We start from the raw sequence: 26,349 nt of genomic DNA, 5'->3' as shown, positions 1-26,349 counted from the left end.
AATCGCACCGCACCCCATTTATTGCAATTTTGTTACATTCGTTACATAACCGCAGGCACGTGATTGCCAGACAACCATTGGCAGGCATCATAGGTGGATTATCCCGCTGAGGTGTTTGAGATGATCAAAGTGGTGCTGGTGGACGATCACGTGGTGGTGCGTTCCGGGTTCGCCCAGCTGTTAAATCTGGAAGAGGATCTGGTGGTGGAAGGCCAGTACAGCAGCGCCGCCGAGGCCTGGCCCGCGCTCAGCCGCGATGTCATCGACGTGGCGGTGCTCGACGTCGCCATGCCCGATGAGAACGGCCTCAGCCTGCTCAAACGCCTGCGCCAGCAGCGGCCGGGTTTTCGCGCGATTATCCTCAGCATCTACGACACCCCCGCCTTTGTGCAGAGCGCGCTGGACGCCGGGGCCAGCGGCTATCTCACCAAACGCTGCGGCCCGGAGGAGCTGGTGCAGGCCGTGCGCTCCGTCGGGATGGGCGGCCATTATCTTTGTGCCGATGCGGTCAAAGCCCTGCGCGGCGGCGAGCCGGTGTCCCGGGCGCTGGCGGGGCTGACCCCGCGCGAGAAAGAGGTGTTTGAGCTGCTGGTTCAGGGCGAAAGCGTGAAGGAGATTGCCTTTAAACTCGAGCTCAGCCACAAGACCGTTCACGTGCATCGCGCCAACGTGCTGGGCAAACTGCAGTGCAACAGCACCATCGAGCTGGTGCATTTTGCCCTCGACAACCAGCTGCTGACCGGCCACTGATGCGGCGCTCCCTGCGGCACATCATCCTCTCGCTGTTTATTATGCTGGCCTGGGGCACCGGCTGGCTGATGCTGTGGACGCTCAGTTTTTACCTTACCCGCAACGGGCAGCAGGCGGCGCTGTTTTTGCCCCAGGGCGTGTATCTGGCGCTGCTGATCCTGCTCTCGCGCCGCTTCTGGCCGGCGTTGATTCTCCCCCCGCTGGCCGCCATGCTCTGGCTGCACGGCGAACAGCTCCTGACCCATCACCTGATGCTGGTGGTGCCGCTGGTGGGCACCCTATGTGCGTGGCTGGCGCAACATTTCTGGCACCGCTTTCCGCTCTACTGGCAGCGCCTGTCGCTGCTGATCGCCGCGGTGACCCTTAACGCCCTGCTCCAGACCCTGATCCTGGCGCCGTTTCTCGCCAGCCCAACCACCCTGCTGGCGCTGGCCTCCTTTACCGGCGGGGTGCTGCTGACCCCGTTCGTCTACCTGGTGTTTGAATTTTTACGCCAGCAGCACCGCTATCATCTGCTGGGGCTCGATACCAGTAACCCGCCCCTGCGCACCTCGCTGATCATCTGGTGCAGTCTGTTTTTTATCATCGGCATCGGCACCCAGATGGTGCTCTCCCCGGCCCTGGAGCGGCTGCTGCTGATCGTGGTGTTCCTGCCCAACGTGGTGATGGCGTGGAAGTTCGGCTGGCAGGGGGGCGTGCTCTCCGGGCTGCTGGGCAGCATGATGATCACCATCGCCCGCCAGGTCGGGGTGGGGTTCAGCGACCTGCTGGAGCTGGAGATCTTCCTCGCCACCCAGTCGCTGCTGGGGATTGGGCTGGGGATCGCCATCAGCCGCCAGCAGCATCTGGCGATGAACCTCGACCACTATCGCCGTCGGCTGGAGGCCGAACTCCAGGCCCGCCGCGCGCTGGCGGAAAAGCTGATCCACACCGAAGAGGACACCCGCAAGCACCTGGCCCGGGAGCTGCACGACGAGATTGGTCAGAACATTACCGCCATTCAGATCCAGTCCCAGCTGGTGAAGCGGGCGGGCGATACCCCGCAGGCGCTGGAGGCCGCCGGGCAGATCAACGAGCTGGCGCGGCGCATCCATCACTCCACCCGCCAGCTGCTGCGCCAGCTTCGCCCCCCGGTGCTGGACGAGCTCTCCTTAAACGAGGCCCTGCACCACCTGGTGAACGAGTTCGCCTTTGCCGAGCGCGGGATCCAGTGCCGGTTCGATTACCGCCTGACCACCCCGCCACAGAGCGAAACCCTGGTCTTTACCCTCTATCGCCTGCTGCAGGAGCTGCTGAATAACGTCAGCAAACACGCCGATGCCAGCGAGGTCAGCATCCTGCTCTGCGAGCACCACGACCAGCTACGCCTGGAGGTGCGGGATAACGGCAGCGGCATCAGCCCGCAGCAGCTCCCCGGTTTTGGTATTCAGGGAATGCGCGAGCGCGTGCATGCCCTCGGCGGGGAGTTAACCCTCGAGTCGCAGGGCGGCACGCGCGTAATTGTTAACCTGCCCACAGTTTTGCACCAAACACACCGCTAACCAGGAAAAAGTCTTAGTCACGCCAGACTTTCTCTCATCCCTTTTTCGTCGCGCTTTCATACAGTCATTGCAAACGGAGAACGCCATGCCCGCACTGTCCGCAGAACAGGTTACTCAACGCTACCGGGCACTGCGCCCGCGACTGCTGATCTGCATGGTCATCGGCTACGCCGCGTTCTACCTGACGCGCAAAAGCCTCAACTACGTGCTTCCCGCCCTGCAGATGGAGCTGGGGCTGAGCAAGAGCGATATCGGCCTGATCGGATCGCTGTTTTACCTCAGCTACGGCCTGTCGAAATTTGCCGCCGGGCTGTGGCACGACAGCAAAGGCCAGCGGGCATTTATGGGCATCGGCCTGATGGCGACCGGGGTGCTGAACGTGCTGTTCGCCTTCGGCGACTCCCTGCCGCTGCTGCTGTTTATCTGGACGCTGAACGGCTTCTTTCAGGGATGGGGATGGCCGCCCTGCGCCAGACTGCTCACCCACTGGTATTCGCGCAACGAGCGCGGTTTCTGGTGGGGATGCTGGAACACCTCTATCAATATCGGCGGGGCCATTATCCCGCTGATCTGTGCCTTCGCCGCCCATCGCTGGGGCTGGCAGGCAGCGATGCTGACACCGGGGATCATCAGTATCGTGCTCGGCCTGTGGCTGACCACACAACTGCGGGGCACACCGCAGGAAGAGGGTCTCCCGACGGTCGGGGAGTGGCGCAACGATCCGCTGGAGCTGCGCCAGCAACAACAGAGCCCGCCGATGGGGCTGTGGCAGATGTTACGCACCACCATGCTGCAAAACCCGATGATCTGGCTGCTCGGGGCGTCGTATGTGCTGGTCTATCTGATCCGCATCGCCCTCAACGACTGGGGCAACATCTGGCTGGCGGAGAGCCACGGCGTGAATCTGTTGAGCGCCAACGCCACGGTGATGCTGTTCGAAGTCGGCGGCCTGCTCGGGGCGCTGTTTGCCGGCTGGGGCTCGGATCTGCTGTTCAGCGGCCAGCGGGCGCCGATGATTTTGCTGTTCACGCTGGGGCTGATGGTATCGGTCGCCGCCCTGTGGCTGGCCCCGGTCCATCACTACGCCCTGCTGGCGATGTGCTTTTTTACGGTGGGATTTTTTGTCTTTGGTCCGCAGATGCTCATCGGCCTTGCCGCCGTGGAGTGCGGGCACAAGCAGGCCGCGGGCTCGATTACCGGTTTTCTCGGCGTGTTTGCCTATCTGGGGGCGGCGCTGGCCGGGTGGCCGTTGTCACTGGTTATTGAACGCTACGGCTGGTCGGGGATGTTCAGTTTGCTCTCGATTGCCGCGGTGCTGATGGGTTTACTCCTGATGCCCCTGCTGATGGCGGGCATCACCGCTTCTCGCAGTCACATAACGTCATAACAAGGGCTGAATAATGAAAACAACGCTTCTCTCTACCCTCATTGCTTCCGGGATCGCGCTGGCCACCTTAACCGGTGCCGCACAGGCCAAAGGCCGTCTGGTGGTTTACTGCAGCGCCACTAACGAAATGTGCGAAGCCGAAACCAAAGCGTTTGGCGATAAGTACGACGTCAAAACCTCGTTTATCCGCAACGGCTCCGGCAGCACGCTGGCGAAGGTGGATGCCGAGAAGAAAAACCCGCAGGCTGACGTCTGGTACGGCGGCACCCTGGATCCGCAGTCTCAGGCCGGTGAGATGGGGCTGCTGCAGCCGTACAAATCCGCCAACCTCGAGCAGATCATGGAGAAATTCCGCGATCCGGCGAAGGTAAAAGGCAACCTCTCCTCCGCAGTCTACGTCGGCATTCTGGGCTTTGGCGTTAACACCCAGCGCCTGAAAGAGAAGAACCTGCCGGTGCCGCAGTGCTGGAAAGATCTGACCAAACCGGAATACAAAGGCGAGATCCAGATTGCCGATCCGCAAAGCTCCGGCACCGCCTACACCGCGCTGGCAACCTTCGTCCAGCTGTGGGGTGAAGATCAGGCCTTCGACTACCTGAAGCAGCTGAACGGCAACGTCTCCCAGTACACCAAATCCGGTATCGCCCCGGCGCGTAACGCCGCCCGCGGCGAAACGGCCATCGGCATCGGCTTCCTGCACGACTACTCGCTGGAAAAAGAGCAAGGGGCCCCGCTGGAGCTGATCTCCCCGTGCGAAGGCACCGGGTATGAGATTGGCGGCGTCAGCATCCTGAAGGGCGCGCGTAACGAAGAGAACGCGAAGCTGTTCGTGGACTGGGTGCTGTCGAAAGAGGCCCAGGAGCTGGCGTGGAAACAGGGCAAGTCCTATCAGATCCTGACCAACACCACCGCAGAGACTTCCCCGAACTCGCTCAAGCTGGATGACCTGAAGCTGATCAGCTACGACATGGATAAGTACGGCTCAACGGACGTGCGCAAAGCGCTGATCAACAAGTGGGTCAGCGACGTGAAGATGGGTAAATAAGCCTGCTCCTGCGGTAATTGCCGGGTGGCGCTACGCTTACCCGGCCTACAACTTCCTCAACACCCGGAATTGCTATGTCACAGACACTCGCTCTTCATCCCGTGAAAAAACGGGATGCGGTCTTCCTTTGGGTTTTCGTCGGCTGGCTGGCCTTTGCGCTGCTGCCGAGCTGGAGCCTGGATTATGGCCTGCTGGAATCCACCGGCGACGAGATCCTCGCGGCCTACAGCTGGTCGCACTTCAACATCAGCTGGCTGTGGTATCTGCTCCCCACCCTGCTGCTGGTGCGCCCGTTCAGCGAGGCGAAGCGCGAGCAGCGCAGCCGCCACTACCTCGACGCCGGCTGGGCGCTGCTGTGCATGGCGTTTATCGTCATCAGCGCCACGATGGAAGGCCGCGGTTTAGGCTACGCCACTATTGTGCTGTTTGTGGCGCTGGGGGCGATCATGACCCTCGCCCTTACCCGCCTCGAGTGGCTGGGCGGTGACCGCTTTGTGATTGGCTCGCTGATCGCCATCGTCGCGCTGATCGGCATCTTTATCGTCTGGCCGAGCATCGCCATCTTTATTCCGATGTTCACCAACGACGCGGGGGAGTTCGCCCCGCTGGCGTTTATGAACGTGCTGTCCCAGTCGCACATCATTCAGGTCATCATCAACTCGATCCTGCTCTCCATTGCGGTGGGCATCGGCTGCACCTTCTTCGGCCTGGTGCTGGCGATCTACACCACCCGCATCGCGAAACGCAGCGCCATCATTGGCCGCATCTTCTCGATCCTGCCGATCGTCACCCCGCCGTTCGTGGTGGGCCTGGGCGTGACGCTGATGATGGGCCGCTCCGGCTACGTCACCGAGCTGATGGTCGACTGGTTTGGGCTGACCAACACCAACTGGCTGTACGGCTTCACCGGCATCTGGCTGGCGCAGGTGCTGGCCTTCACCCCGATGGCCTTTATGATCCTCGACGGGGCGATCAAAACCATTCACCCGTCGCTGGAAGAGGCGTCATATACCCTGCGCGCCAGCCGCTGGCAGACCTTTAACGGCGTCTTTGTCCCGCTGCTGAAACCGGCGCTGGCGAATGCCTTTTTGATCGTCATCGTCCAGTCGCTGGCCGACTTCAGCAACCCGCTGGTGCTGGGGGGGTAACTTTGACGTGCTCGCCACGCAGATCTATTTCTACATCACCGGCTCGCAGCTCGATTACCAGGCGGCCAGCACCCTGGGCGCGTTCCTGCTGCTGTTCTCGCTGCTGGTGTTCTGCATTCAGTACATGTGGATCGGCAAACGTTCTTACGTGACGGTGTCCGGCAAGTCCTATCGCGGCGACGTCCAGCCCCTGCCGGTAACCCTGGTGTGGAGCGTGATCGCGATTCTGGCAGTGTGGATCGCCTTTAACGCCCTGCTCTACGGCAGCATTTTCTACGGCAGCTTTACCGTCAACTGGGGGGGTGGATTACACCCTGACGCTGGATAACTTTATCAAGCTGTTCGGCCAGGGGATGAGCGACGGCGCATGGCCTTCGCTGCTCGATACCCTGCTCTACGCCGGGATCGCCGCGCCGATCACCGCCGCCTTCGGGTTGCTGATCGCCTGGATCGTGGTGCGCCAGCAGTTCAAAGGCAAAAAGACCATCGAGTTCACCACCATGCTGTGCTTCGCCGTACCGGGCACCGTGGCGGGCGTCTCCTACATCCTCGCCTTTAACAGCGCCCCGGTGTACCTGACCGGCACCGTCGCCATCGTCATTATCTCGATGGTGATGCGTAACGTCCCGGTGGGCATTCGCGCCGGGATCGCGGGTCTCGGCCAGATCGACAAGTCGCTGGATGAAGCCTCGCTGAGCCTGCGCGCCGGGTCGCTGCGCACCATTACGCACATCCTGCTGCCGCTGCTGCGCCCGGCCATTCTGTCGGCGCTGATCTACAGCTTTGTGCGGGCCATTACCACCGTCAGCGCCATTGTGTTCCTCGTCACGCCGGATACCCGCGTGGCTACGGCCTACATTCTGAACCGCGTGGAAGACGGCGAATACGGCGTGGCGATCGCCTACGGCTCGATCCTGATTGTGGTCATGCTGGCGATCATTTTCCTCTTTGACTGGCTGATCGGCGAGGCACGTATCTCTCGCTCAAAAGCCAAAAACCAGGCGTAACACTATGACTCAGAAACATTTCGTTGAACTGCGTAACGTGACCAAGCGCTTTGGCGCGAACACGGTGATTGAAAACATCAACCTGGCGATCCCGCAGGGGCAGATGGTGACCCTGCTCGGCCCGTCCGGCTGCGGTAAAACCACGGTGCTGCGTCTGGTGGCCGGGCTGGAAAAACCCACCGACGGGCAGATCTTTATCGACGGCGAGGACGTGACCCACAGCTCCATTCAGCAGCGTGATATCTGCATGGTGTTCCAGTCTTACGCCCTGTTCCCGCACATGTCGCTCGGCGAGAACGTCGGCTACGGCCTGAAGATGCTCGGCGTGCCGCGCGCCGAGATCAAAACCCGCGTCAAAGAGGCGCTGGCGATGGTGGATCTGGAGGGCTTCGACGATCGCTATGTGGATCAGATCTCCGGCGGCCAGCAGCAGCGCGTGGCTCTGGCCCGCGCCCTGATCCTCAAACCGAAAGTGCTGCTGTTCGATGAGCCGCTGAGTAACCTCGACGCCAACCTGCGCCGCAGCATGCGCGACAAGATCCGCGAGCTGCAAAAGCAGTTCAATATCACCTCGCTGTACGTGACCCACGATCAGAGCGAGGCCTTTGCGGTCTCGGACACCGTGCTGGTGATGAACAAGGGCAACATCATGCAGATTGGCTCCCCGCAGGATCTCTATCGCCAGCCGGCGTCGCGCTTTATGGCGAGCTTTATGGGCGATGCCAACCTGTTCCCGGCCAGCTTCAGCCACGAGTCTGTGGCAATCCACGGCTACCGCCTGCCGCGCCCGCTGCACTTTGCCGCCCAGGGGACGGGTACCGTCGGCGTGCGCCCGGAGGCGATCACCCTGAGCCAGCACGGCGAGGAGAGCCAGCGCTGCGTGATCCGCCACGTCGCCTATATGGGGCCGCAGTACGAGGTGATTGTGGAGTGGCACGGGCAGGAGATTTTGTTGCAGGTCAATGCCACACGATTGCAGCCGGACGTCGGGGAAACGTATTACCTGGAGATCCACCCGTACGGGATGTTTGTGTTGGCTGAAGTAGCCTAGTGTGTGCTCCCTCTCCCTGTGGGAGAGGGCCGGGGTGAGGGCACCAGACCGCACATCACCCTCGGCAGCGATATCGCCCGGCGGCGCTGCGCTTGCACGGGCCTACAAAACCCCAAAAAGTAGGCCGGGTAAGGCGCAGCCGCCACCCGGCAAAAAATCAGCGCTGCGCGTTCAACTCCGCAATATCCTTCGGCGTTGTCCTGCAGCACCCGCCGATCAGCTTTGCGCCTGCCGCTAACCACTGCGGCAGATATCCCACCAGCGTTTCGCACGCCTCACCGTGGTGATGCCAGGTTTTGCTTACCGCATCGTAATGCTCGCCCGAGTTCGGGTAGACCACCAGCGGCAGCGCGGTCAGGCTTTGCAGGTGTTGCAGCGCGGCGGTGGTGTTCTCCAGCGCGATACAGTTAATGCCCAGCGCAATAACCTGCGGATAGTTCGCCAGCACCGACACCACCTCGCGCAGCGGAGTGCCGTCGCTCAGGTGTTCGCTGTCGCGCAGGGTAAACGAGAACCACGCCCGGGCGCGCGGCCAGGCGGTCAGCAGATCCGCCAGGGCTTTAATTTCAGCGAAGGATGGCAGGGTTTCGCAGGCCAGCAGGTCGGCCCCGGCATCCAGCAGCGCCTCCACCCGCGGGCGGTGAAACGCCTGAAACACCTCCGCGCTGCGCACGTAGTCGCCACGGTATTCCGACCCGTCGGCCAGATACGCACCGTAGGGCCCGACCGAACCGGCCACCAGCAGCGTGCCCGCCTGCGGGTTCTCAGAGAGATACGCTTCCCGCGCCTTGCGCGCCAGCTCCACGCTTTTACCAATCAGCGCCCGGGACTGCGCCTCGTCCAGCCCGCGGGCAGCAAACCCGTCCGGCGTGGCCTGATAGCTGGCGGTGATCGCCACCTGCGCCCCGGCGCGGAAGTAGTCGAGGTGGACGTCGCGGATAAGCGAAGGGTTTTCCATTAATACTTTGGCCGACCACAGGCTGTCGGCCAGGTTACAGCCGCGCGCTTCCAGTTCCGTTGCCATCGCCCCGTCCAGCACCACAAACGGCTGGGTTTCAAGGAGGGCGGTAAGCGGATTATTCTGCGACATGTTCAGGCTCCTGCGTTTTCAGATTTTGAGTAAGGTAGTACGCACCGTAGCACAGCGCCACAAACGGCAGGCCACAGTAAAGGGCGATGCGCTGGCTCGGGTCAAAGGCCAGGCCGATGCAGGCCACCAGGCACAGGATAAAGCCCAGCACCGGCACCAGCGGATACCAGGGGGCGCGGTAGTGCAGATCGTCGAGCGGCTTACCGGCCTGCAGATGGCGACGGCGGAAGACAAAGTGCGAGGCGCAGATGCTGATCCACACCGCTACCACCGCAAAACCCGAAATGGCCGACAGGGCGACAAACACCGTATCCGGAGCAATCACGCTGGAGAAGAGCGCCAGCACGCCGCCGAGCATCGACACCGAAAGCGCCGTCAGCGGCACGCCGTTTTTGTTCACCCGGGCAAAGCAGCGCGGCAGGGTTTTCTCGTTCGACAGCGACCACAGCATGCGCCCGGAGGCGTACAGCCCGGAGTTAGCCGCCGAGAGGATCGCCGTCAGAATCACAAAGTTAACGATATCCGCGGCATACGGAATACCGACCTTCTCAAACACCAGCACGAACGGGCTTTTCTCCACCCCGGCCTGCTGCATCGGGATCAATGCCGCCAGCACGAAGACGGTGCCGATAAAGAAGATGATCAGGCGGGCAATGGTGGTGCGGATGGCAACAGGGATCACCTTGTGCGGATTCTCAGTTTCACCCGCCGCGATGCCGATCAGCTCGGTGCCGGAGAAGGCAAAGTTGACCGCCACCATGGTCATCAGGATTGGCAGCCCGCCGTGCGGGAACCAGCCTTCGGCGGTGATGTTCGACAGCCCAGGCGCGGGAGAACCGTCCTGCATCGGGATAAAGCCGAAGATCGCCGCCCCGCCGAGGATAATAAAGGCGATGATGGTGATGACCTTTACCAGCGAGAACCAGAACTCCCCTTCGGCAAAGAAGCGGGTCGAGATGACGTTGAGGGCAAAAATGACCGCGCAGAAGACCACGCACCACACCCAGACCGGTACCTGCGGGAACCAGTACTGCATGCAGAATCCGGCGGCGGTAAAGCTCGATCCCAGCGCCACCGTCCAGGTGAGCCAGTAGAGCCACGCCACGGTGTAGCCGGTCGCCGGGCCAAGGTAGCGCGCGGCGTAGACGTGAAAAGCGCCGGTCTCCGGCATTGCTACGGAGAGCTCGCCGAGGCACTGCATCACCAGCCAGACCACCAGCGCGCCAATCAGATAGGCCAGTAGCGTCCCCGCCGCCCCGGTGGTTGAAATAATGTATCCCGTATTAAAAAACAGCCCGGTGCCAATCACGCCGCCGAGGGAGAGCATGATCAGATGGCGGGTCTTCATGGTGCGCTGTAGCTGCCCGTTTTGTTGTGTTTGCATATCACCTTCTATACGTATGGACATCTAAACATCCAAAGAAGGTGTTTTTATACCGCGATTGTTAACAAATTACTAGCCATGCACCAGACGAAGACGCGCGCGACGGGCGCTCAGCCGGGGCCGCACCGTGTAAATCACGTAAAGATAGGGTCGCCATGCCATAGGACACCTCCTGCAAGCCGGTACTTACAGCATGTACCGCGCCGGTCATGCCGTCGGTCAGGCGAAAGTGGTATCTGTTTTTCAGGCGCTAAACTGGCGGGCGGTGAGGCCTGTTGCCGGGTGGCGGCGATGCCTTACCCGGCCTACGTACGGATGGCTTGTGTAGGCCCGCGCAAGCGCAGCGCCGCCGGGCAATCCCACCCCTACTAAAGCATGAGAATGTTAAATCATCCAAAACACTCTATAGTCGTAGTGTTTCATTAAAAAAGGATGAGCTAATGCGATTTAACGGACTGACCAAAGGGTTTTTCATTCTCATACTCCTGCTCGTTACCTGGGCGTTTTTTGATGTGTTGTCGCCCTACTTCTCGGCGATCCTGTGGGCCGCGATCCTGGCAGTAATTTTCTACCCGGTTAAAAACGCGCTGCGTATCCGAATGGGAGATCGCAACGGGCTGGCGTCGCTGCTGAGCGTGCTGCTTATCTGCCTCATCGTCTTTATTCCGCTGATGGTGATCTTTTCTTCGTTAGCCTTTGAACTCAATATCGTTTACACGCGCCTGCAGCAGAACGACACCCAGTTCTCCACCGTGGTGGCGAGCCTGTTCGCCCACCTGCCCGGCTGGCTGCGCGCGCTGTTGATCGAGCACGATCTGGATACCGCAACGGAGATCCAGAAAAAGCTCTCTGACGCCGCGTTAAGAGGCGGACAATACCTTGCCGGCAGCGCGTTCCTGATAGGTAAAGGTACCTTTGGCTTCGCCATCAGCTTTGGCGTGATGGTCTATCTGCTGTTCTTCCTGCTGAAAGATGGCCCCTGGCTGATGCGCCAGATCCTAGACAGCCTGCCGCTGTCGGATTTTGCCAAACAGCATCTGTTTGCCAAGTTCGCCGGCGTCGCCAGAGCGACGGTAAAAGGCACGGCCGTGGTCGCGCTGGTGCAGGGTTTTCTCGGCGGGCTCGCCTTCTGGATAGTCGGCATCAACGGCAGCATTTTGTGGGGTGCGCTGATGGCGTTCCTGTCGCTGATCCCGGCGGTCGGCTCGGCCATCATCTGGGTCCCGGCAGCCATCTTCCTCTTCGCCACCCATCAGCTGTGGCAGGGCCTGTTTATCGTCGGGTTCTTTGTGCTGGTGGTGGGTCTGGTGGATAACCTTCTGCGTCCGCTGCTGGTGGGTAAAGACACCAAAATGCCTGACTACCTCATCCTCATCACTACCCTCGGGGGGATGGAGATTTACGGTATCAACGGCTTTGTGATTGGTCCGTTAATTGCCGCCCTGTTTATCGCCTGCTGGAACCTGCTTTCGGGTCGCGATCATGCCGGCAATGTCGAAGAGATTGACGACGCGATTATCGAAGAAGGGAAAAATTCACCTGATTTATGAAGAAGGAATAAGCCGTGCGTATCGCCACAATCACTAACTGGGCATACGGCGCCACGGTCTGTCTGACCCTCGCTTCCGGCGTGGCCATGTTGATGGCCTCCAGCGCCGAAAACGTCGAGCGGCAGGCCGTTGAACAGCGCTATATCTTCGATCGGCTCACTGAAGAGGTGGAGACCGACGCCTGGGCGCTCTCCGACCTGGCGCGGCTATACGTCGTCAAACAGGATCCGGCTGTGGCAGACGCGTATCGTCAGAAAGCGGCGGCGATGGCCGGAATCGAGCATCGCCTGCTTAAGCTGAAAGACGCGGGTGCCAGTGAGGATGAGCTGGCGCTGCTGCATGAGGGTTTGCAGGTGGCCGATGCCCTGCAGGATGAGCAGCAGAGCGCCATCGCCAGCGTGGGGCGTGGGGAGCAACCCCAGGCCATCGCGCTAATTTATGGCGAGCGTTACGAGAACGAGCTGGAGCTGGTTCAGAATCAGCTCGACCATTTTCGTCAGATGCTGGACCGGCGTACCGATGCGGCCATTGACGATGCCACGGTGAAATCCCGCGGGCTGCGTACCCTCTCCGAGGTGATGGTCGGCCTGACCGCGCTGATGTTCCTGTTTGTCCTTGGTTTTATCCTCAAACGTCGGGTCTTACGCCCGGTGGTGCGCCTGAGCGACGTGGTCAACCGGCTGGCCTCGCAGGACTATGCGGTGGAAGCGCCGGACTATCGCCAGATCGATGAGATTGGCGATATGGCGCAGGCGATCCGCATCTTCCGCGAAAACGGCCTGGTGCGACAGCGGCTGGAGCAGGAGCGTGATGCCGACTGGGCGATACGTGAACTGCTGGCACGCATGACTCAACGGCTGCAGGGCTGCGAGTCGGTTGAAGATGTCCTGAACGTGGCGCGGCTTTTCGCGCCCGGCATTGCGCCGGGTATCCCCGGACAGCTCTGGCTCCTCGAACGGGATCCGTGGCAGATGCACTGCGCCGCGGGATGGCTCGATCCGCAGGGGGGAGGCCGAGCCCTTCCACCCGGACCAGTGCTGGGCGGTGCGTCGTGGGCAGAGTCATCCGCCAGTGACCGGCGAGCCGGATATCCTCTGCTATCACCTGCCAGACGCCTGCGCCAGCCATGCGCTCTGCGTCCCCCTGATTGCCCAGGGTGAGACCATCGGCCTGCTCTCGTTCCAGAACGTCACCCCGGCGATGGCCCCGTCCCGCGCCTATCTGGAGCTGATGGCCGAAGCCCTCGGCCTGGCGCTGGCCAACCAGCGTCTGCGCGACGCCCTGCTGGAGAAAGCCTTGTTCGATCCCCTGACCAACCTGCGCAATCGTCATCATCTGGAGGATGCCCTGCGCACCCAGATGAGCCAGGCATTGCACACCGGTCAGCCGGTAAGCTGCCTGATGATTGATATCGACCATTTCAAAGCCATTAACGACAAATTCGGGCACGATGCGGGCGATCTGGTGATTAAAAGCGTGGCGACAATCATTCAGCGTGCGGTTAGCGACAAGGGGATGGCATTCCGCTATGGCGGGGAGGAGTTTCTGGTCCTGCTTCCGGGGGCGGACGAGGCGGCGGCCTTTGCCTGTGCCTCCGATATCCATAGCAACGTGCACAGCCTGGCGCTGCGGTATGAGCTGGCGGAGATTGGCACGGTGGATGTGTCGATCGGCATTGCCAGCTATCCGCAGCACGCCCAGAGCGACAACCTGCTGCGCGCCGCGGACGTGGCGCTGTACCGGGCAAAGGAGCTGGGACGCTCAAGGATTGTCAGTTTCGGGGGGCTGGAGGCGGGGTGATGGGCCAGCCCAGCGGAACGCCTGTTCCAGCCAGGCTGGCGTAAAGGGGATCAGTTCATGGCCGCCAGCAATGACAATGCCTGGGGGCTTTTTTGTACAATGCGGATCAGCAATGCCGCCTGTCGATTAGGTTTTGCCAGGCCTTGTTCCCAGTTCTGATAGGTCCTGGTTGCGGTATGCAAATATCTCGCGAAAAGCGCCTGGGATAAATTCAAATCACGACGGATCTCTTTGATTTCATCAGGCGTTAAAGCCGTTTCCTTACGGATAGCAACGTGGTGCGTACGAAGCGTCCGTTTGCCTTCCTTATGCTCCTGTAAGGCATCCATACCTTCCATCAGTTCTGAAAATATGTCTCTACTCATCATTCCCCCCTTGATACGCTCTAAAGCGTGCCTCAAAGTCTGGCGCTGCTCTTTCGTTAAATCACTTGCCTGGTCTTTGTCATATAAAGTGAACAAATAAAATTCTGTCTCTGTTTTCCACCAGTAATAAATAACCCGAATTCCCCCGCGCTTACCCTTCCCTCTGCGTTCGTCGACAAACCGAACCTTTCTTAACCCTCCGGAGTCCTTGATAACCTCTCCGGCTGTGGGGTTAGCGAGCAGCACATTCTGAAATTCACGATAAGCGTCATCGGAAAGGTACTCGGCGCGATATCGTTCAAACGCGGGTAATTCAATAAAAATCGCTTCCATTGCGTCACCTCATCCTGTTCCCTGACTCATTATATACCCAGGTTGGGTATATTTGTATTCAAAAGTATTTCGTATGAACACGGTTACCGCACTGCCGTCGGGCGCGAAGAGGCGATCTGCCTGGCAAAACGGTTAACGGACCAGGCCTGATTACTCTTCCGCCAGAATCACGTATCATTGCCCTCCCCTGTTTTCGCTCATGCCGTTGCTCTCCTATGAAACTCAATTACCTCTGTTACTTTCTTCTGGCCCTCGCCGCTGCGGGCAGTGCATCGCTGCCACACCCTTTGCCAGTTTGGTTTGTACTTGCCAGCGTGCTGACGTTCGTTATCTATGGCGCGGATAAAATGGCGGCCCGTAGGGCCTGGCGCCGGGTGCCTGAAGCCACGTTGTTGATATGCGGATTTGTGGGTGGCTGGCCGGGGGCAATACTCGGCCAGCAGCTGTTTCGTCATAAAACCCAGAAACAGCCATTTAAGACGTACTTTATGATCAGCGTGATTCTGAACGTCGCGGTGCTGCTGGCAGCGTGGCGGTTCTGGCCTTAATTGACAGCCACTTGTGAAACATGGTTGTATAGTACAACTATATTTTACAGGTTAAGGTTAATGATGGCTGATTCATCGATTGTTGAAGAAATCCGTATTTCGTCGCGCCTGATGGTACGGGAACTCGGGTTCATGAACCACACGCTGGCGGCAACGGACTACTCCCCTTCGGTTGTGCATACCCTACTGGAACTGGAGGCCCGGGGCTCAATGACGGCAGCCCAGATAGTGCAGGTTCTGGGACTTGAGAAATCCAGCGTCAGCCGCATGCTCGCCAAACTCGTCAAATCCGGTGAGCTGGAAGAAACCCCCTCCACGGAAGATGCACGGTTCAAGCAGCTGAGCCTTAGCGCACAGGGCAGAGAAACGGTGCGGAAGATTAATGCCTACGGTAATGAACGCGTCATTTCAGCCCTGCAAAAAATGGACGCCAGCCAGCAGCGCGTCGTTTCCCAGGGTCTTAGCGTCTATGCCCACGCCCTGAAAGCCTGCCGCGATGATGCCGACCTGAACACCAGAAGCGCCATCGAAATTGTCTCTGGCTATCACCCGGGAATGATTGGCCGCATAACGGAAATGCACGGCAGCTTTTATGCACGCGAACATAATTTCGGCAGTTTCTTTGAGAGTAAGGTCGCCGCTGGCCTGGCGGAATTTTCAGGGCGGCTGGACAATCCCTGTAATCAAATCTGGCTGGCAATGCTGAACGGGCGCATCGTCGGCTCTGTCGCTATTGATGGCGAAGACCTGGGAAACAACGAGGCGCATTTGCGCTGGTTTATCCTGGACGACGGCTGTCGCGGCAGCGGCGTGGGCAGAAAGCTGATTGCCGAAGCGATGAAATTTTGCGATGAAATGACGTTTTCTGCGGTGCAGCTGTGGACCTTTAATAAGCTGACGGCGGCGAGACGTTTGTACGAGTCATTCGGTTTTGAATTAGCGAAAGAGTGGCAAGGCGATCAGTGGGGCAGCACCATCACCGAGCAGCAGTTTACGCGCAGATGAGCTGTTCCCCTCACCCTGACCCTCTCCCCAAAGGGGAGAGGGGACAGTCCGTAGGCCGGGTAAGCGCAGCGCCACCCGGCAGTTCGGCTGAGACGGCCAGCGTTTTAGCTGAATACTATACCTCCAGCCCCGCCCGGAACTGGCCCCATTTCAGCACAGAGTTCACGCCAATCGACAGGAACGGCTCCGGCGGGGTTCTGTTCGGGCCCGGCGAGGCCACGAGGAAATCGATCAGCTCGTTGCGCTCCCCGGCGATCATATCCGCCAGCAGTTTGCCGGTGGCGGTACCACGGGTGATCCCCAGACCGTTACAGCACAGCGCGCCATAGACGTTCGGTGCCAGTTGCCCGAAGAAGCCTTCATGGTTATCCGACAGGCAGATAGCCCCGCTCCAGGAGTATTCGAAATCAACCTTGCTTAGCATCGGGAAGCGGCGCTCGAACGATTTACGGTGGGTCTCAATATTGTGCTTCAGCTGTTTTTCACGCGGGCGACCGTCGGGATGGAAGCTAAAGCTGTTGCGCATCAGGATGCGGTTATCCACCGTGCGGCGCACGGTGCTGCCAAACGGATGCGCCGGGATAACGCCCCACACCGGCTTACCGCCGAGCTGCGCCTGCTCTTCAGCGGTCAACGGGCGGGTCAGGCTGCCATAGAGGAAGGTCGGCAGCAGGCGACCGCGCAGAAAACCAAAGTGAGCAGCAAAGGCGTTGTTCGCCAGGATCAGCGTGTCGGCGGTGATGCTGCCGTGGTCATGCACCAGCGTCACTTTGTCGCCATAGTCGATGGAGGTAATGGGCGTGTTTTCATACAGGGTCACGTTAGACGGCAGGCTGTCCGCTAGCCCTTTCACCAGCGCCGAGGGCTGGAGCAGAATGGTGCCCGGAATGTAGAGCGCCTGCTGGTAGTAAGAGGTGCCGATATGGTCCGGCAGATCTTTCCCGGGGATCATCTCTGCGTGGCGGCCAATTTTCTCCAGCCCACTGCGGTAAGCCTCGAGAATAGCGATCCCCTTCTCCCCCACTGCGGCCTGATATTTGCCGGAATCGCTCATCTGACATTCAATGCCGTGCTCCTTCACAATCTCACGCAGGTAGTTCTGCCCGAGGGTATTGAGCTTGAGGATCAGATTCGCGGTGGTGACGTCACCGATATAGTCCTTGGCCCCGATATCGTGCGGAACATCAATGGCGAAACCGGCGTTACGTCCGGAGGAGCCGTAACCCACGTCCTGCGCCTCAATCAGCACCACTTCACTATCCGGGAAGTTGAGCGCCAGCTGGCGGGCCGCGGCCAGCCCGGTTAGCCCGGCCCCGACTATCGCCCAGCGGGCATTTTTTTGCCCGACATGGGCAGGACGCGGGGTACGCGGTTGACTGGTGTGATACCAACCCGGCAGGGCGTCGTCAGCAGGTAGAGAAGTGATCTTTTGCACGTGGGTTACTCCGGTAAGTAGCGTTGAATCAATGTTAGCCATCCCGAGAAAATGTGTATGTGATGTATATCTCATGTATACATCAAGTATAAAAATAGTTGCGAGAATGATAAAAAAGGCGTGCGAAGTCCGGCGCAGCGGGGCGTCAGAGAAGAAATACGAATGGGGAAAGGAGGCCTGTCAGCGGGTGCCAGCAGGCCTTAGCGGGATGCGATCAGCGGTTATCGCCCTCCGGGAATGGCGCGAAATTATCGGCCTTCAGCCCCTGCGGCGCGATGAAGATTTCCATGTTTTCCCGCGACAGCTCCCAGTGCTCAAACACCAGATCCACCACCGCCTGTTCGTCACGCGCCTCAATGGCAACGATAAAGGCGTCGTGATGATCCGCGGCCAGCTGTAAACGGCGCTCCATATCCTCGTTTTGCGGCCGGAAGAAGGTATGCCCGATGCGACAGTGGTCGATCAGCAAACGCCCCAGGCTCGGCTGCAGATAGGGGTTGGCCGCCATCTCGCCCATGATCTCGTGAAAACGGTTGTTCTCCAGCGCCAGCGCCTCGGCATCGCGGGTTTGCACCGCCTTGCGAAAACGCTTTTGAGTCTCTTTCAGCGCCTTGAGCTGCGCCGGTTTGTAGTGCTGCACGGCGAGGCGTCCGGTGGCGGCATAGATCATCGGTGCCACGAGGAAGAAATTGCGCAGCGTCGAGTGGCTCATCGGGATCACCCGCACGCCGCGTTTTTCCACAATTTCGAGATAACCTTCCCCCGCCAGGCGCTGGAACACTTCGCGTACCGGCGTGCGGGAGAGGCCGTACTGCGCGGTCAGCGCGGCTTCATCCAGCAGCTCGTCCGGATCCAGCTCCATGGTCAGAATATGTCGCTTGAGATCCTCATACAGCGCTACCTTTCCCGTTCTCATTGCCGCCTCCTGAAAATCGATCTGTGATGCTTAACTATGATGTTGCTTAACCTACAGATAAAGATGAGCAACAGCAAAATTATCAGCCACAGCAATCATGCTCTGCGCATCTCACTGGCAGTCTGATAGATCAGCCTCAGGAGGGGCTCCGGATCCCGGTCCGGTGGGTGGCGAAGGATCTCCCCACGCAGCCAGACAATTTCACTGCTGGCAGCCTGGCGAAACGACTGCAGCCGCCCGGCATTTTTTAGCCACTTCATAATAAAGGCATTTTTCTGCCGGTTTGAGCCAATGCGTCCCTGCTTTTTGGACAGGCCAACCGCCGCCAGAAGACAGAAATAGAAATGAATTCTCTCTTCCAGACCGTTAAAAACGGCTTCAGGCGTCGTCTTCAGAGAGATCGATCCAGACAGTCTTCAGTTCGGTGTACTGGTCGAGGGCGAAAACAGATTTATCGCGCCCGCCAAAGCCCGATTGCTTGTAGCCGCCAAACGGCGTGGTGGCGTCGCCTTCCCCGAAGCAGTTCACCGTCACCGTGCCGGCGCGAATGGCGCGCGATACGCGAATGGCCCGGTTCAGCCTGCCGGTGTAGACCGACGCGGCCAGGCCGTACTGGGTATCGTTGGCCAGCGCGATGGCCTCGGCTTCGGTTTTGAACGTGGTGACGCACAGCACCGGGCCGAAGATCTCCTCCCGGAACAGCGCGCTCTCCGGCGTTACGCCATCGATAATGGTCGGCTGGACGTAAGCGCCCTGCTCGGTATCACCGCCCTGCACGATCCGCAGCCCTTCCTGGCGTGCGGTGTCGAGATAACCGCTCACCTTGGTGAAATGCTCCGTCGAGACCATCGCCCCCAGCCGGTTGTTCGGATCGAGCGGGTTGCCCATCGGCCAGTCGCCAATCTGTTTGGCCATCTCGACCAGCAGCGTCTCTTTGACACTTTCCTGCACCAGCAGGCGCGAGGTGGCGGAACAGTTCTCGCCCATGTTCCAGAATGCGCCGTTCAGCACGTGACCAGCCACGGTTGCCAGATCCTCGGCATCGTCAAAGACGACCGCCGGGTTTTTACCGCCGCACTCCAGCACCACCTTCTTAAGATTGGACTCTGCCGCATAGTGCAGGAAACGCCGTCCGGTGGTGGTGGAGCCGGTAAAGCTCACCATGTCGATATCCGGGTGCAGGCCAATCGGCTCACCCACGTCTTTGCCGGTGCCGGTGACGATATTCAGTACCCCTGCCGGAACGCCCGCCTCAAATGCCAGCTCTGCGACCCGCAGCGCGGTGAGCGAGGTCTGCTCCGCCGGTTTGACTATCACCGAGCAGCCCGCCGCCAGCGCCGGGCCAATTTTCCAGGCCAGCATCAGCAGCGGGAAGTTCCACGGCAGGACGCAGCCCACCACGCCAATCGGCTCGCGCACCACCAGCGCCATCGCGCCGTTACCCACCGGGGCGGTATGGTCGTAGAGTTTGTCGATAGCTTCCGCGTGCCACTTCAGCACGTGAATGGTTTCCGGCACGTCCACCGCCAGGCATTCGCTGACCGGTTTGCCGCTGTCGAGGCTCTCCAGCACCGCCAGTTGGTCGATCTCCTGCTCCATCAGCGCCGCCAGCTTCAGCAGCACCGCTTTGCGTTCGCCCGGTGCCCGCTTGCGCCAGCTTCCGGCCTCGAACGCGCTGCGCGCCCCCGCCACCGCCGCGTTGACGTCGGCAACGTCGCAGGCGGCGATATGGCCGATGGTCTCCCCGGTAGCCGGGTTGGTGGTCGGCAGCGTTTTGCCGGATTGCGCGGCCACGAAGCGTCCGTTGATAAAGGCCTTGCTCGCCAGGGAGAGTTCCCGGGCGATGGCCGTTACGTCGTCCAGGGTGTGCAGCTGACTCATAGTGCCTCCTTACAGCGCCGCAGCGACGTTGCGTTTCACATCGGCAATTACCGCTTTCAGCTGCACTTTCTCTTCTTCATTCAGATCCTGCAGCGGCGCGCGCACCGTGCCGGAAGTCAGGCCGTTCAGCTCGCAGCCGTAACGGATCGACTGCACGAACTTGCCGCCGTCGAGGAAGTTCATCAGCGGCATCATCGCGGCCATGATCTTGCGGCCTTTGGCGAAGTCTTTCTCCACCACGCAGGCTTCATACAGCGCCACGTGTTCACGCGGGATAAAGTTGGAGCCGGCACAAACCCAGCTTTGCGCGCCCCAGGCGAAGAACTCGAGGGCCTGATCGTCCCAGCCGCAGGAGAGCGCGATGTTCGGGAACTTACAGGCCAGCAGGTGCAGGTTATTAAAATCGCCGGAGCTCTCTTTAATGGCGACCACGTTTGATGAGCGGCTCACTTCGCGGAAATAGGTCTCGCCCATGGTGATGCCCATGCGGCCCGGGTAGTTGTAAAGCATGATCGGCAGCTGGGCGGCTTTATCCACGGTCAACGCGTGATGGGCGTTCTCCAGCTCGGTCGGCAGGGCGTACGGCGGTGAGGTCACCAGAATGGCATCGGCTTTGGCCTCACGGGCATGTTTGGCGTAGTCCACCGCGTCTTCAGTACGGATCGCACCGGTGCCGACAATCAGCGGCAGGCGGGTGCCAATCACCTGGCGGGCGTGTTCCACCAGCGCTTTACGCTCTTCCGGGCTCTGCGCGTAGTATTCACCGGTAGAGCCACCAATGATGATGCCGTGAACGCGGGCCTCGATCAGCGACTCCAACACGTCGGAAAAGCGTGCAAAATCAATGCTGCCATCGGCTGCGTAAGGGGTAATTGCCGGGGTGTAGATACCTTCAAATGTCAACACGATAACCTCCAGGGGGGAATTCACGACCATCACAGTCTGCTACGCAACCCTGATGGACTGCGTTTGTTAAAAATTTGCATACGGGGAGGGAAAAGGTCAATGAATGAATATTTTTTGTATACATCAAAAATACAACGTAAATACGTAATAACAGAAGATTTTGACAAACACTGAAAATTTATATTTTATAAATCAATAAATTAAATACTTTATTTCGTCGTAGTAATTTTCTATATGATTTCCGATAGCGATCACATTCCCGACTTATCACCCTCTGAGACGTATTTACAGCGCCTTTCCGGCGGCATAGTTTTAATGCTGTGGTTAACCATAATTTAACAAAGCGGCACACCGGAACGCCGGATTGTGACCAAAATGTAAACAGAGGTACAGGGTATGCCCCATAAGAAAGCGACACTTATCGGCCTGATCGCCATCCTGCTCTGGAGCGCGATAGTCGGCCTGATTAAAAGCGTGAGCGAAGGCTTTGGCCCGGTGGGCGGGGCGGCACTGATCTACACCTGCAGCGCGGTACTGCTTCTGTTTACCCTTGGCTTTCCGAAGATCAAAAGGTTCCCGGTGAGCTACCTCATCATTGGCAGTGTGCTGTTCGTCTGCTATGAGCTGTGCCTGTCGCTGTCGCTGGGCTTTACCCACTCCGGGCGGCAGGCGATTGAAGTGGGGATGGTGAATTATCTCTGGCCGAGCATGACCATTTTACTGGCGGTGATTGTTAACCGGCAGAAAACCAGCCCGTTAATTATTCCTGGGGTGATTTTAGCCATCGTCGGAATAGGCCGGGTATTAGGTGGCGATAACGGATTTTCGCTGACGGAGATGATGAATAACGTTATGGATAATCCGTTGAGTTACGGGCTGGCATTCAGCGGAGCGGTGATCTGGGCGATTTATTGCGTAGTTACCCAACGTATCGCTCAGGGAAATAACGGTATTACCTTGTTCTTTATCTTAACGGCGCTGACGCTGTGGGTGAAATATCTCACCTCACCCCAGCCGGAATTTAATCTGTCGTGGCATGCGTGGATCAGTCTGATGCTGGCGGCGATGGCGATGGGCTTTGGCTACGCCGCCTGGAACGTCGGGATCCTGCACGGCAACGTCACGGTGCTGGCGGCGGCGTCCTACTTTATTCCGATTATCTCGGCAGTGCTGGCGGCCTTTATGCTGGATTCGCACCTGACCCTGGCCTTCTGGCAGGGAACGGCAATGGTCAGCCTCGGATCGCTGATCTGCTGGTGGTCGACGCGTACGGTTGCTGTAAAACGATTATCTGACGAAGCATCTTAAAAATAACAAACACAGTAACAACATAATAAATATAAATAACATCTTATCCGACCATCATGCAGCGGAGGAGTATTTGCCATGAATTACGCGAAATAACGCACACTTTTATTTAACGCTTGAACCTTCTTAGACCTATATTTATTCCGTAATCGATTGATTAATGGAAAGCGGTTTCGCTCGGCCTGAATAAACATTCATCGCTAGTGATGTTTATTCCTGCTGTGACCCATTAATTCAACGATATCGGGGAAAGACAGGAGTTACCATGTCAAATACCGTTTCTGTTGAAGACGTACCACTCAACCGCTTTCACCGTCTGCTGACCGTTCGCTCCGGCGGCGGCTCCTTCGTCGATGGTTATGTGCTGAGCATTATCGGCATCGCCATGATGAAGGTCTCCCCGGCCCTGGGGCTGACCGCCTTCTGGGAGGGCCTGATTGTCGCCTCGGCGCTGATCGGCATCTTCTTTGGTGGTTTTATTGGCGGCGCCCTCACCGACCGACTGGGCAGACGGATGCTCTATTTCGTCGGTCCGACGCTGTTTGTGGTCTGCTCCGTGGCGCAATACTGGGTGCAGAGCGGCGAGATGCTGTTTGCCCTGCGCTTTTTAAACGGCGTGGCGGTGGGCATTGAGTACCCGGTGGCGACCGCCTTCCTGGTGGAGTTTCTGCCGAAGAAAAACCGCGGGCCGTGCCTGGCGACCCTCACCATCCTGTGGTTTGCCGGTGCCGCCACGGCCTATATGACCGGTGAAGCGCTGCTGCACTTTGGCGGCCCGGACGCCTGGCGCCTGACCCTGGCGAGCACGGCGGTCATTGGTGCGCTGCTGTTTCTGGTGCGTATGGGCACCCCGGAATCCCCGCGCTGGCTGATCAGCAAAGGCCGTCACGCCGAAGCCGAAGCGATCATTCGCAAGGTGTATGGCCCTGATTTTGGCCTGGACAATCTGCCGGAGCAGACGGAAAGCAAAAACCTCTCCTTCTTCAACCTGCTGCACTCGGGTTACGGCAAACGCATGGCTTTCGTGACCATCTTCTGGACCTGCTCGGTGATCCCGGTGTTTGCGGTGTATGCCTTTGCGCCGAAAGTGCTGGATGCCCTGCACCTCAGCGGCAAATGGGCTTCATACGGTTCGGTTGCCATCACCCTGCTGTTCGTGGTCGGCTGCATTATCGCCACCCGGCTGGTGAACACCCTGGGTCGCCGCAAGCTGCTGCTGCAAAGCTTCCTCTGGTCGGGACTGGCGCTGCTGCTGCTGGGCCTGCTGCGTGATGGTCCGTCGATGATCATTCTGCTGATGTTTGGGGCCTACGCGCTGTTTATCGGTGGGGCGCAGGTGCTGCAGTTGGTCTATCCGAACGAGATCTTCCCGACAGAGATCCGTGCCGGTGCGGTAGGCGTGGGAACCTCGCTGTCACGCATTGGTGCCGCGGTCGGGACCTGGCTGGTGCCTGCCTCGCTGCAGAGCCTGGGGATCGGCACCACCATGTATATCGCCGCGGCGATCACCTTTGTGGGCTTAGCTGTCTCCTGGTGGCTGGCACCGGAAACCAACGCCCGCAGCCTGGCAGATGCGGCTTCGCTGGATGACACCCCGTCACAGAAAGCGAGTGCGCCAGGGCCGATGGCGAAGCGTCATATGCTGTAACGTCCGTAAAAAGTGCCGCCGGGTGGCGCTGCGCTTACCCGGCCTACAAAACCTGTAGGCCCGTGCAAGCGAAGCGCCGCCGGGCAATGGCCCTTTACTCTTTCACCAGTTTTTCCACATCCCTGCGCCGCTTTCTGAACGAACTGGGGGGTTTCACCGTACTGCTTACGGAACCAGGCGATCAGGTGCGAGGCATCCGCAAAACCGGTGGCGGTGGCAATGGCGTTAATGCTGTTGCTGGAGTCGGCCATCAGCTTACGCGCCTGCTCAAGGCGCATCCGCCGCCAGTACACCGCCGCCGAGTGGCCGGTACACTGGGTAAAGATCAGATTGAGCTGGCGGAAGGTTACCCCGGCAAACTCTGCCACTTCCGCCAGCGGCACCGGCGAGTCGAGATGGTGCTTCATAAACTCAATCACCCTGGTGACCAGCGGGTTCTCGTAAACGTCGGGTTCGCTGAGCGACGCTTTGTGCTTCGTTTTTGGCGTGGGCACCTCATCCACCAGCAGATATTTCAGCACCTTTTGCGAGCGCACCAGCCCGCAGTGCTGGCGGATCAGATCCGCCGCCAGGTCAATCGCCGTGCCGCCCGGACAGGAGATAATCCCGCCGTCCTTGATGTAGGTTTTATCGATCACCGGAATGGCTTTCGGGAAGCGCAGCCGGAACTCATCCCGGGTGGTGAAGTGGATCGCGCAGTGGCGACCGTCCAGCAGCCCGGCGTTACCGGCGACAAAGGCCCCGCTGCACAGGGTAATGATCGGGATATTGCGGGCATGCAGGTCCCGCAGGGCCTGCAACAGCCACTCCGGCGACTGGCGGGTCTCTTCCAGCAGTCCGCCCGCGACCACGAAGTAATCCCACTCTTTTGAGAAATCGAGCTTAGCGGTGGGTGACACCGGCAGGCCGCAGCTGGCGGTAATCGGCTGGTCATCGCAGGTCATCCACTCCCAGCGGCAGAAGATCTGCCGGCTGGAGAAGGACTCGTCCGCCGCAAAGCGCAGGGACTCCACCAGCCCCGCCACCGAGGCCAGCGTAAAGTGCTTCATCAGCAGAAAGCCGATCGTCAGATCGGGCTTCGGCTCACTGTCAGGCAATTTCGTTGGAGGCATAGTCATCAGGCTCCTGCAATCCCCCCCAGCTTGCTCAGCAGACGCTTCAGGTCAGCGATATCCTGGGTATTCAGACCAGCGGTAATCATCTTCTCGGCGCTTATGGCCTGCTCAATCATCCGGGCCAGCATCGCCTCGCCCTCTGCGGTCATGGAGACCAGCTTGCGGCGGCGGTTGGCGGGATCGGTCTCTACCGTCAGTAACCCGCTTTTGGTCATACGATCAATCACATAGGTGCCGGTGGCTTTATCAAACCCGGCGCGGCTCCCCAGCGTTTGCTGGTCGCAGGTGGTTTCTTCCGCCAGCACTACCAGTATGGCGTACTGCACGGCAGATAACCCGGTATCGACGCACTGGCTCCAGCAGGTGGTGGAATGCTGCCCTGCGCGGCGCATCAGGTGCATTAATGAACAATCGCCGTGCGGCCACAGGGGCGCGGCAAAGATTAAGTCGCGATTTTCTGCCATCGACTCTCTTGACTCCTGAAAACGACAAACATATAGTTCGAGCACAAACAGTTTGAACTCAAACTATACATGAAAGAACACATTCCGGGAACCCGCATGAAGCTTGTTGTAGGCATGACTGGCGCTACTGGCGCTGCAATTGGCGTTCGTTTACTGGCCGCGCTAAAGGATCTGGACGTCGAAACGCATTTGATCATCTCCAAATGGGCGCGCGCCACCATTCAACTGGAAACGCCCTACAGTGTACAGGAGGTTATCGCGCTCGCCTCGAAGACTTACAGCGAGCACGATCAGGCGGCGGCCATCTCCAGCGGCTCCTTTCGCGTCGACGGGATGATCGTGGTGCCGTGCAGCATGAAAACCCTCGCCGCCATCCGCTGCGGCTACGGCGATGGCCTGATCGCCCGCGCCGCCGACGTGACCCTGAAAGAGCAGCGCAAGCTGGTGCTGGTGCCGCGCGAATCGCCGCTCAACGCCATCCATCTGGAGAACATGCTCGCCCTGACCCGCGCCGGGGCTATGATGCTGCCGCCGATGCCCGCCTTCTATAACAACCCCACCAGCACTGACGACATCATCAACCACTTTGTGTCGCGCATTCTGGATCAGTTCGGCCTGGATAACGCTTTAACAAAACGCTGGGGTGAACCTCACTCCGCCCCCACGGCTTAA

Annotated in this window: 21 protein-coding genes and 2 pseudogenes; 13 read left to right on the top strand and 10 right to left on the bottom strand. The window is 59.4% G+C overall.

Going from position 1 to position 26,349, the window contains the following annotated elements:
• Positions 1–120: 120 nt before the first annotated feature.
• From AAHB66_RS04665 to fbpC, 6 genes and pseudogenes are all read left to right on the top strand, one after another.
• Complete coding sequence (locus AAHB66_RS04665) at positions 121–750, top strand: response regulator transcription factor (protein WP_347116424.1); 630 nt, start codon at positions 121–123, stop codon at positions 748–750.
• Entirely contained in the window at positions 750–2,291 is a 1,542-nt protein-coding gene (locus AAHB66_RS04660) for an MASE1 domain-containing protein (protein WP_347115363.1), read from the top strand. Before AAHB66_RS04665 ends, AAHB66_RS04660 begins: the two co-directional genes overlap by 1 nt.
• An 85-nt stretch (positions 2,292–2,376) precedes the next feature.
• Positions 2,377–3,678 (top strand): MFS transporter family glucose-6-phosphate receptor UhpC, encoded by a 1,302-nt coding sequence (uhpC, locus tag AAHB66_RS04655; RefSeq protein ID WP_347115362.1) that lies wholly within the window; start codon positions 2,377–2,379, stop codon positions 3,676–3,678.
• Positions 3,679–3,691: 13 nt separating this feature from the next.
• A complete protein-coding gene (locus AAHB66_RS04650) occupies positions 3,692–4,723 on the top strand; it encodes an ABC transporter substrate-binding protein (RefSeq protein ID WP_106992080.1) in 1,032 nt (343 codons plus the stop codon).
• Between the two features lie 74 nt (positions 4,724–4,797).
• A pseudogene (locus AAHB66_RS04645) lies at positions 4,798–6,878 on the top strand (iron ABC transporter permease).
• A 4-nt stretch (positions 6,879–6,882) separates the two neighbouring features.
• Entirely contained in the window at positions 6,883–7,929 is a 1,047-nt protein-coding gene (gene fbpC / locus AAHB66_RS04640; protein ID WP_262662640.1) for a ferric ABC transporter ATP-binding protein, read from the top strand.
• Between the two features lie 157 nt (positions 7,930–8,086).
• Here fbpC and mmuM read toward each other — a convergent pair whose 3' ends face one another.
• Together mmuM and mmuP are read right to left on the bottom strand one after the other, a co-directional pair.
• On the bottom strand, positions 8,087–9,019 hold the full coding sequence (gene mmuM / locus AAHB66_RS04635) for a homocysteine S-methyltransferase (RefSeq protein ID WP_347115361.1): 933 nt from the start codon (positions 9,017–9,019) through the stop codon (positions 8,087–8,089).
• Positions 9,006–10,403, bottom strand: a complete 1,398-nt coding sequence (gene mmuP / locus AAHB66_RS04630; protein ID WP_347115360.1) for an S-methylmethionine permease — start codon at positions 10,401–10,403, stop codon at positions 9,006–9,008. Before mmuP ends, mmuM begins: the two co-directional genes overlap by 14 nt.
• A gap of 440 nt (positions 10,404–10,843) precedes the next feature.
• Between mmuP and AAHB66_RS04625 the strand changes: the two genes are divergently transcribed.
• Both AAHB66_RS04625 and AAHB66_RS04620 read left to right on the top strand, forming a co-directional pair.
• On the top strand, positions 10,844–11,953 hold the full coding sequence (locus tag AAHB66_RS04625; protein ID WP_347115359.1) for an AI-2E family transporter: 1,110 nt from the start codon (positions 10,844–10,846) through the stop codon (positions 11,951–11,953).
• Between the two features lie 14 nt (positions 11,954–11,967).
• A pseudogene (locus AAHB66_RS04620) lies at positions 11,968–13,753 on the top strand (diguanylate cyclase).
• 50 nt (positions 13,754–13,803) lie between these two features.
• On the opposite strand, the gene AAHB66_RS04615 reads toward AAHB66_RS04620, so the two are convergent.
• Positions 13,804–14,451, bottom strand: a complete 648-nt coding sequence (locus AAHB66_RS04615; protein ID WP_347115358.1) for a helix-turn-helix domain-containing protein — start codon at positions 14,449–14,451, stop codon at positions 13,804–13,806.
• A 215-nt stretch (positions 14,452–14,666) separates the two neighbouring features.
• Here AAHB66_RS04615 and AAHB66_RS04610 point away from each other — a divergent pair, with 215 nt between their 5' ends.
• A complete protein-coding gene (locus tag AAHB66_RS04610; RefSeq protein ID WP_347115357.1) occupies positions 14,667–14,999 on the top strand; it encodes a DUF1294 domain-containing protein in 333 nt (110 codons plus the stop codon).
• Positions 15,000–15,059: 60 nt separating this feature from the next.
• The gene (locus AAHB66_RS04605) at positions 15,060–16,004 is read left to right on the top strand and encodes a bifunctional helix-turn-helix transcriptional regulator/GNAT family N-acetyltransferase (RefSeq protein WP_347115356.1); all 945 of its coding nucleotides are present in this window, start codon (positions 15,060–15,062) and stop codon (positions 16,002–16,004) included.
• A gap of 115 nt (positions 16,005–16,119) precedes the next feature.
• Here AAHB66_RS04605 and AAHB66_RS04600 read toward each other — a convergent pair whose 3' ends face one another.
• The 5 genes from AAHB66_RS04600 to AAHB66_RS04580 form a co-directional block, all read right to left on the bottom strand.
• Positions 16,120–17,439, bottom strand: a complete 1,320-nt coding sequence (locus AAHB66_RS04600; protein ID WP_347115355.1) for an FAD-binding oxidoreductase — start codon at positions 17,437–17,439, stop codon at positions 16,120–16,122.
• A gap of 214 nt (positions 17,440–17,653) precedes the next feature.
• Positions 17,654–18,355, bottom strand: coding sequence for a GntR family transcriptional regulator (locus tag AAHB66_RS04595; protein ID WP_126521899.1), 702 nt, complete (start codon positions 18,353–18,355; stop codon positions 17,654–17,656).
• A 95-nt stretch (positions 18,356–18,450) separates the two neighbouring features.
• Positions 18,451–18,615 (bottom strand): hypothetical protein, encoded by a 165-nt coding sequence (locus AAHB66_RS04590; RefSeq protein ID WP_347115354.1) that lies wholly within the window; start codon positions 18,613–18,615, stop codon positions 18,451–18,453.
• A gap of 118 nt (positions 18,616–18,733) precedes the next feature.
• On the bottom strand, positions 18,734–20,236 hold the full coding sequence (locus tag AAHB66_RS04585; RefSeq protein WP_347115353.1) for an aldehyde dehydrogenase: 1,503 nt from the start codon (positions 20,234–20,236) through the stop codon (positions 18,734–18,736).
• 9 nt (positions 20,237–20,245) lie between these two features.
• On the bottom strand, positions 20,246–21,142 hold the full coding sequence (locus AAHB66_RS04580) for a dihydrodipicolinate synthase family protein (protein ID WP_347115352.1): 897 nt from the start codon (positions 21,140–21,142) through the stop codon (positions 20,246–20,248).
• Between the two features lie 396 nt (positions 21,143–21,538).
• Here AAHB66_RS04580 and yddG point away from each other — a divergent pair, with 396 nt between their 5' ends.
• Together yddG and AAHB66_RS04570 are read left to right on the top strand one after the other, a co-directional pair.
• Entirely contained in the window at positions 21,539–22,450 is a 912-nt protein-coding gene (gene yddG, locus AAHB66_RS04575) for an aromatic amino acid DMT transporter YddG (RefSeq protein ID WP_347115351.1), read from the top strand.
• Between the two features lie 265 nt (positions 22,451–22,715).
• Positions 22,716–24,098 carry an MFS transporter gene (locus AAHB66_RS04570; protein ID WP_347115350.1) on the top strand — a complete coding sequence of 461 codons (1,383 nt, stop codon included), beginning with the start codon at positions 22,716–22,718 and terminating at the stop codon, positions 24,096–24,098.
• Here the strand turns inward: AAHB66_RS04570 and AAHB66_RS04565 are convergent.
• Together AAHB66_RS04565 and AAHB66_RS04560 are read right to left on the bottom strand one after the other, a co-directional pair.
• Complete coding sequence (locus AAHB66_RS04565; protein WP_347115349.1) at positions 24,086–25,210, bottom strand: helix-turn-helix domain-containing protein; 1,125 nt, start codon at positions 25,208–25,210, stop codon at positions 24,086–24,088. The two genes, AAHB66_RS04570 and AAHB66_RS04565, sit on opposite strands and share 13 nt — an antisense overlap.
• A gap of 5 nt (positions 25,211–25,215) precedes the next feature.
• Complete coding sequence (locus AAHB66_RS04560; protein ID WP_347115347.1) at positions 25,216–25,677, bottom strand: MarR family transcriptional regulator; 462 nt, start codon at positions 25,675–25,677, stop codon at positions 25,216–25,218.
• Between the two features lie 96 nt (positions 25,678–25,773).
• Between AAHB66_RS04560 and AAHB66_RS04555 the strand changes: the two genes are divergently transcribed.
• Entirely contained in the window at positions 25,774–26,349 is a 576-nt protein-coding gene (locus AAHB66_RS04555) for a UbiX family flavin prenyltransferase (RefSeq protein ID WP_307762111.1), read from the top strand.

The sequence above is a fragment of the Leclercia sp. S52 genome (assembly GCF_039727615.1).
In the GTDB taxonomy this organism is placed as follows: domain Bacteria; phylum Pseudomonadota; class Gammaproteobacteria; order Enterobacterales; family Enterobacteriaceae; genus Enterobacter; species Enterobacter adecarboxylatus_B.
This window is presented reverse-complemented; position numbering and strand designations above follow the sequence as displayed.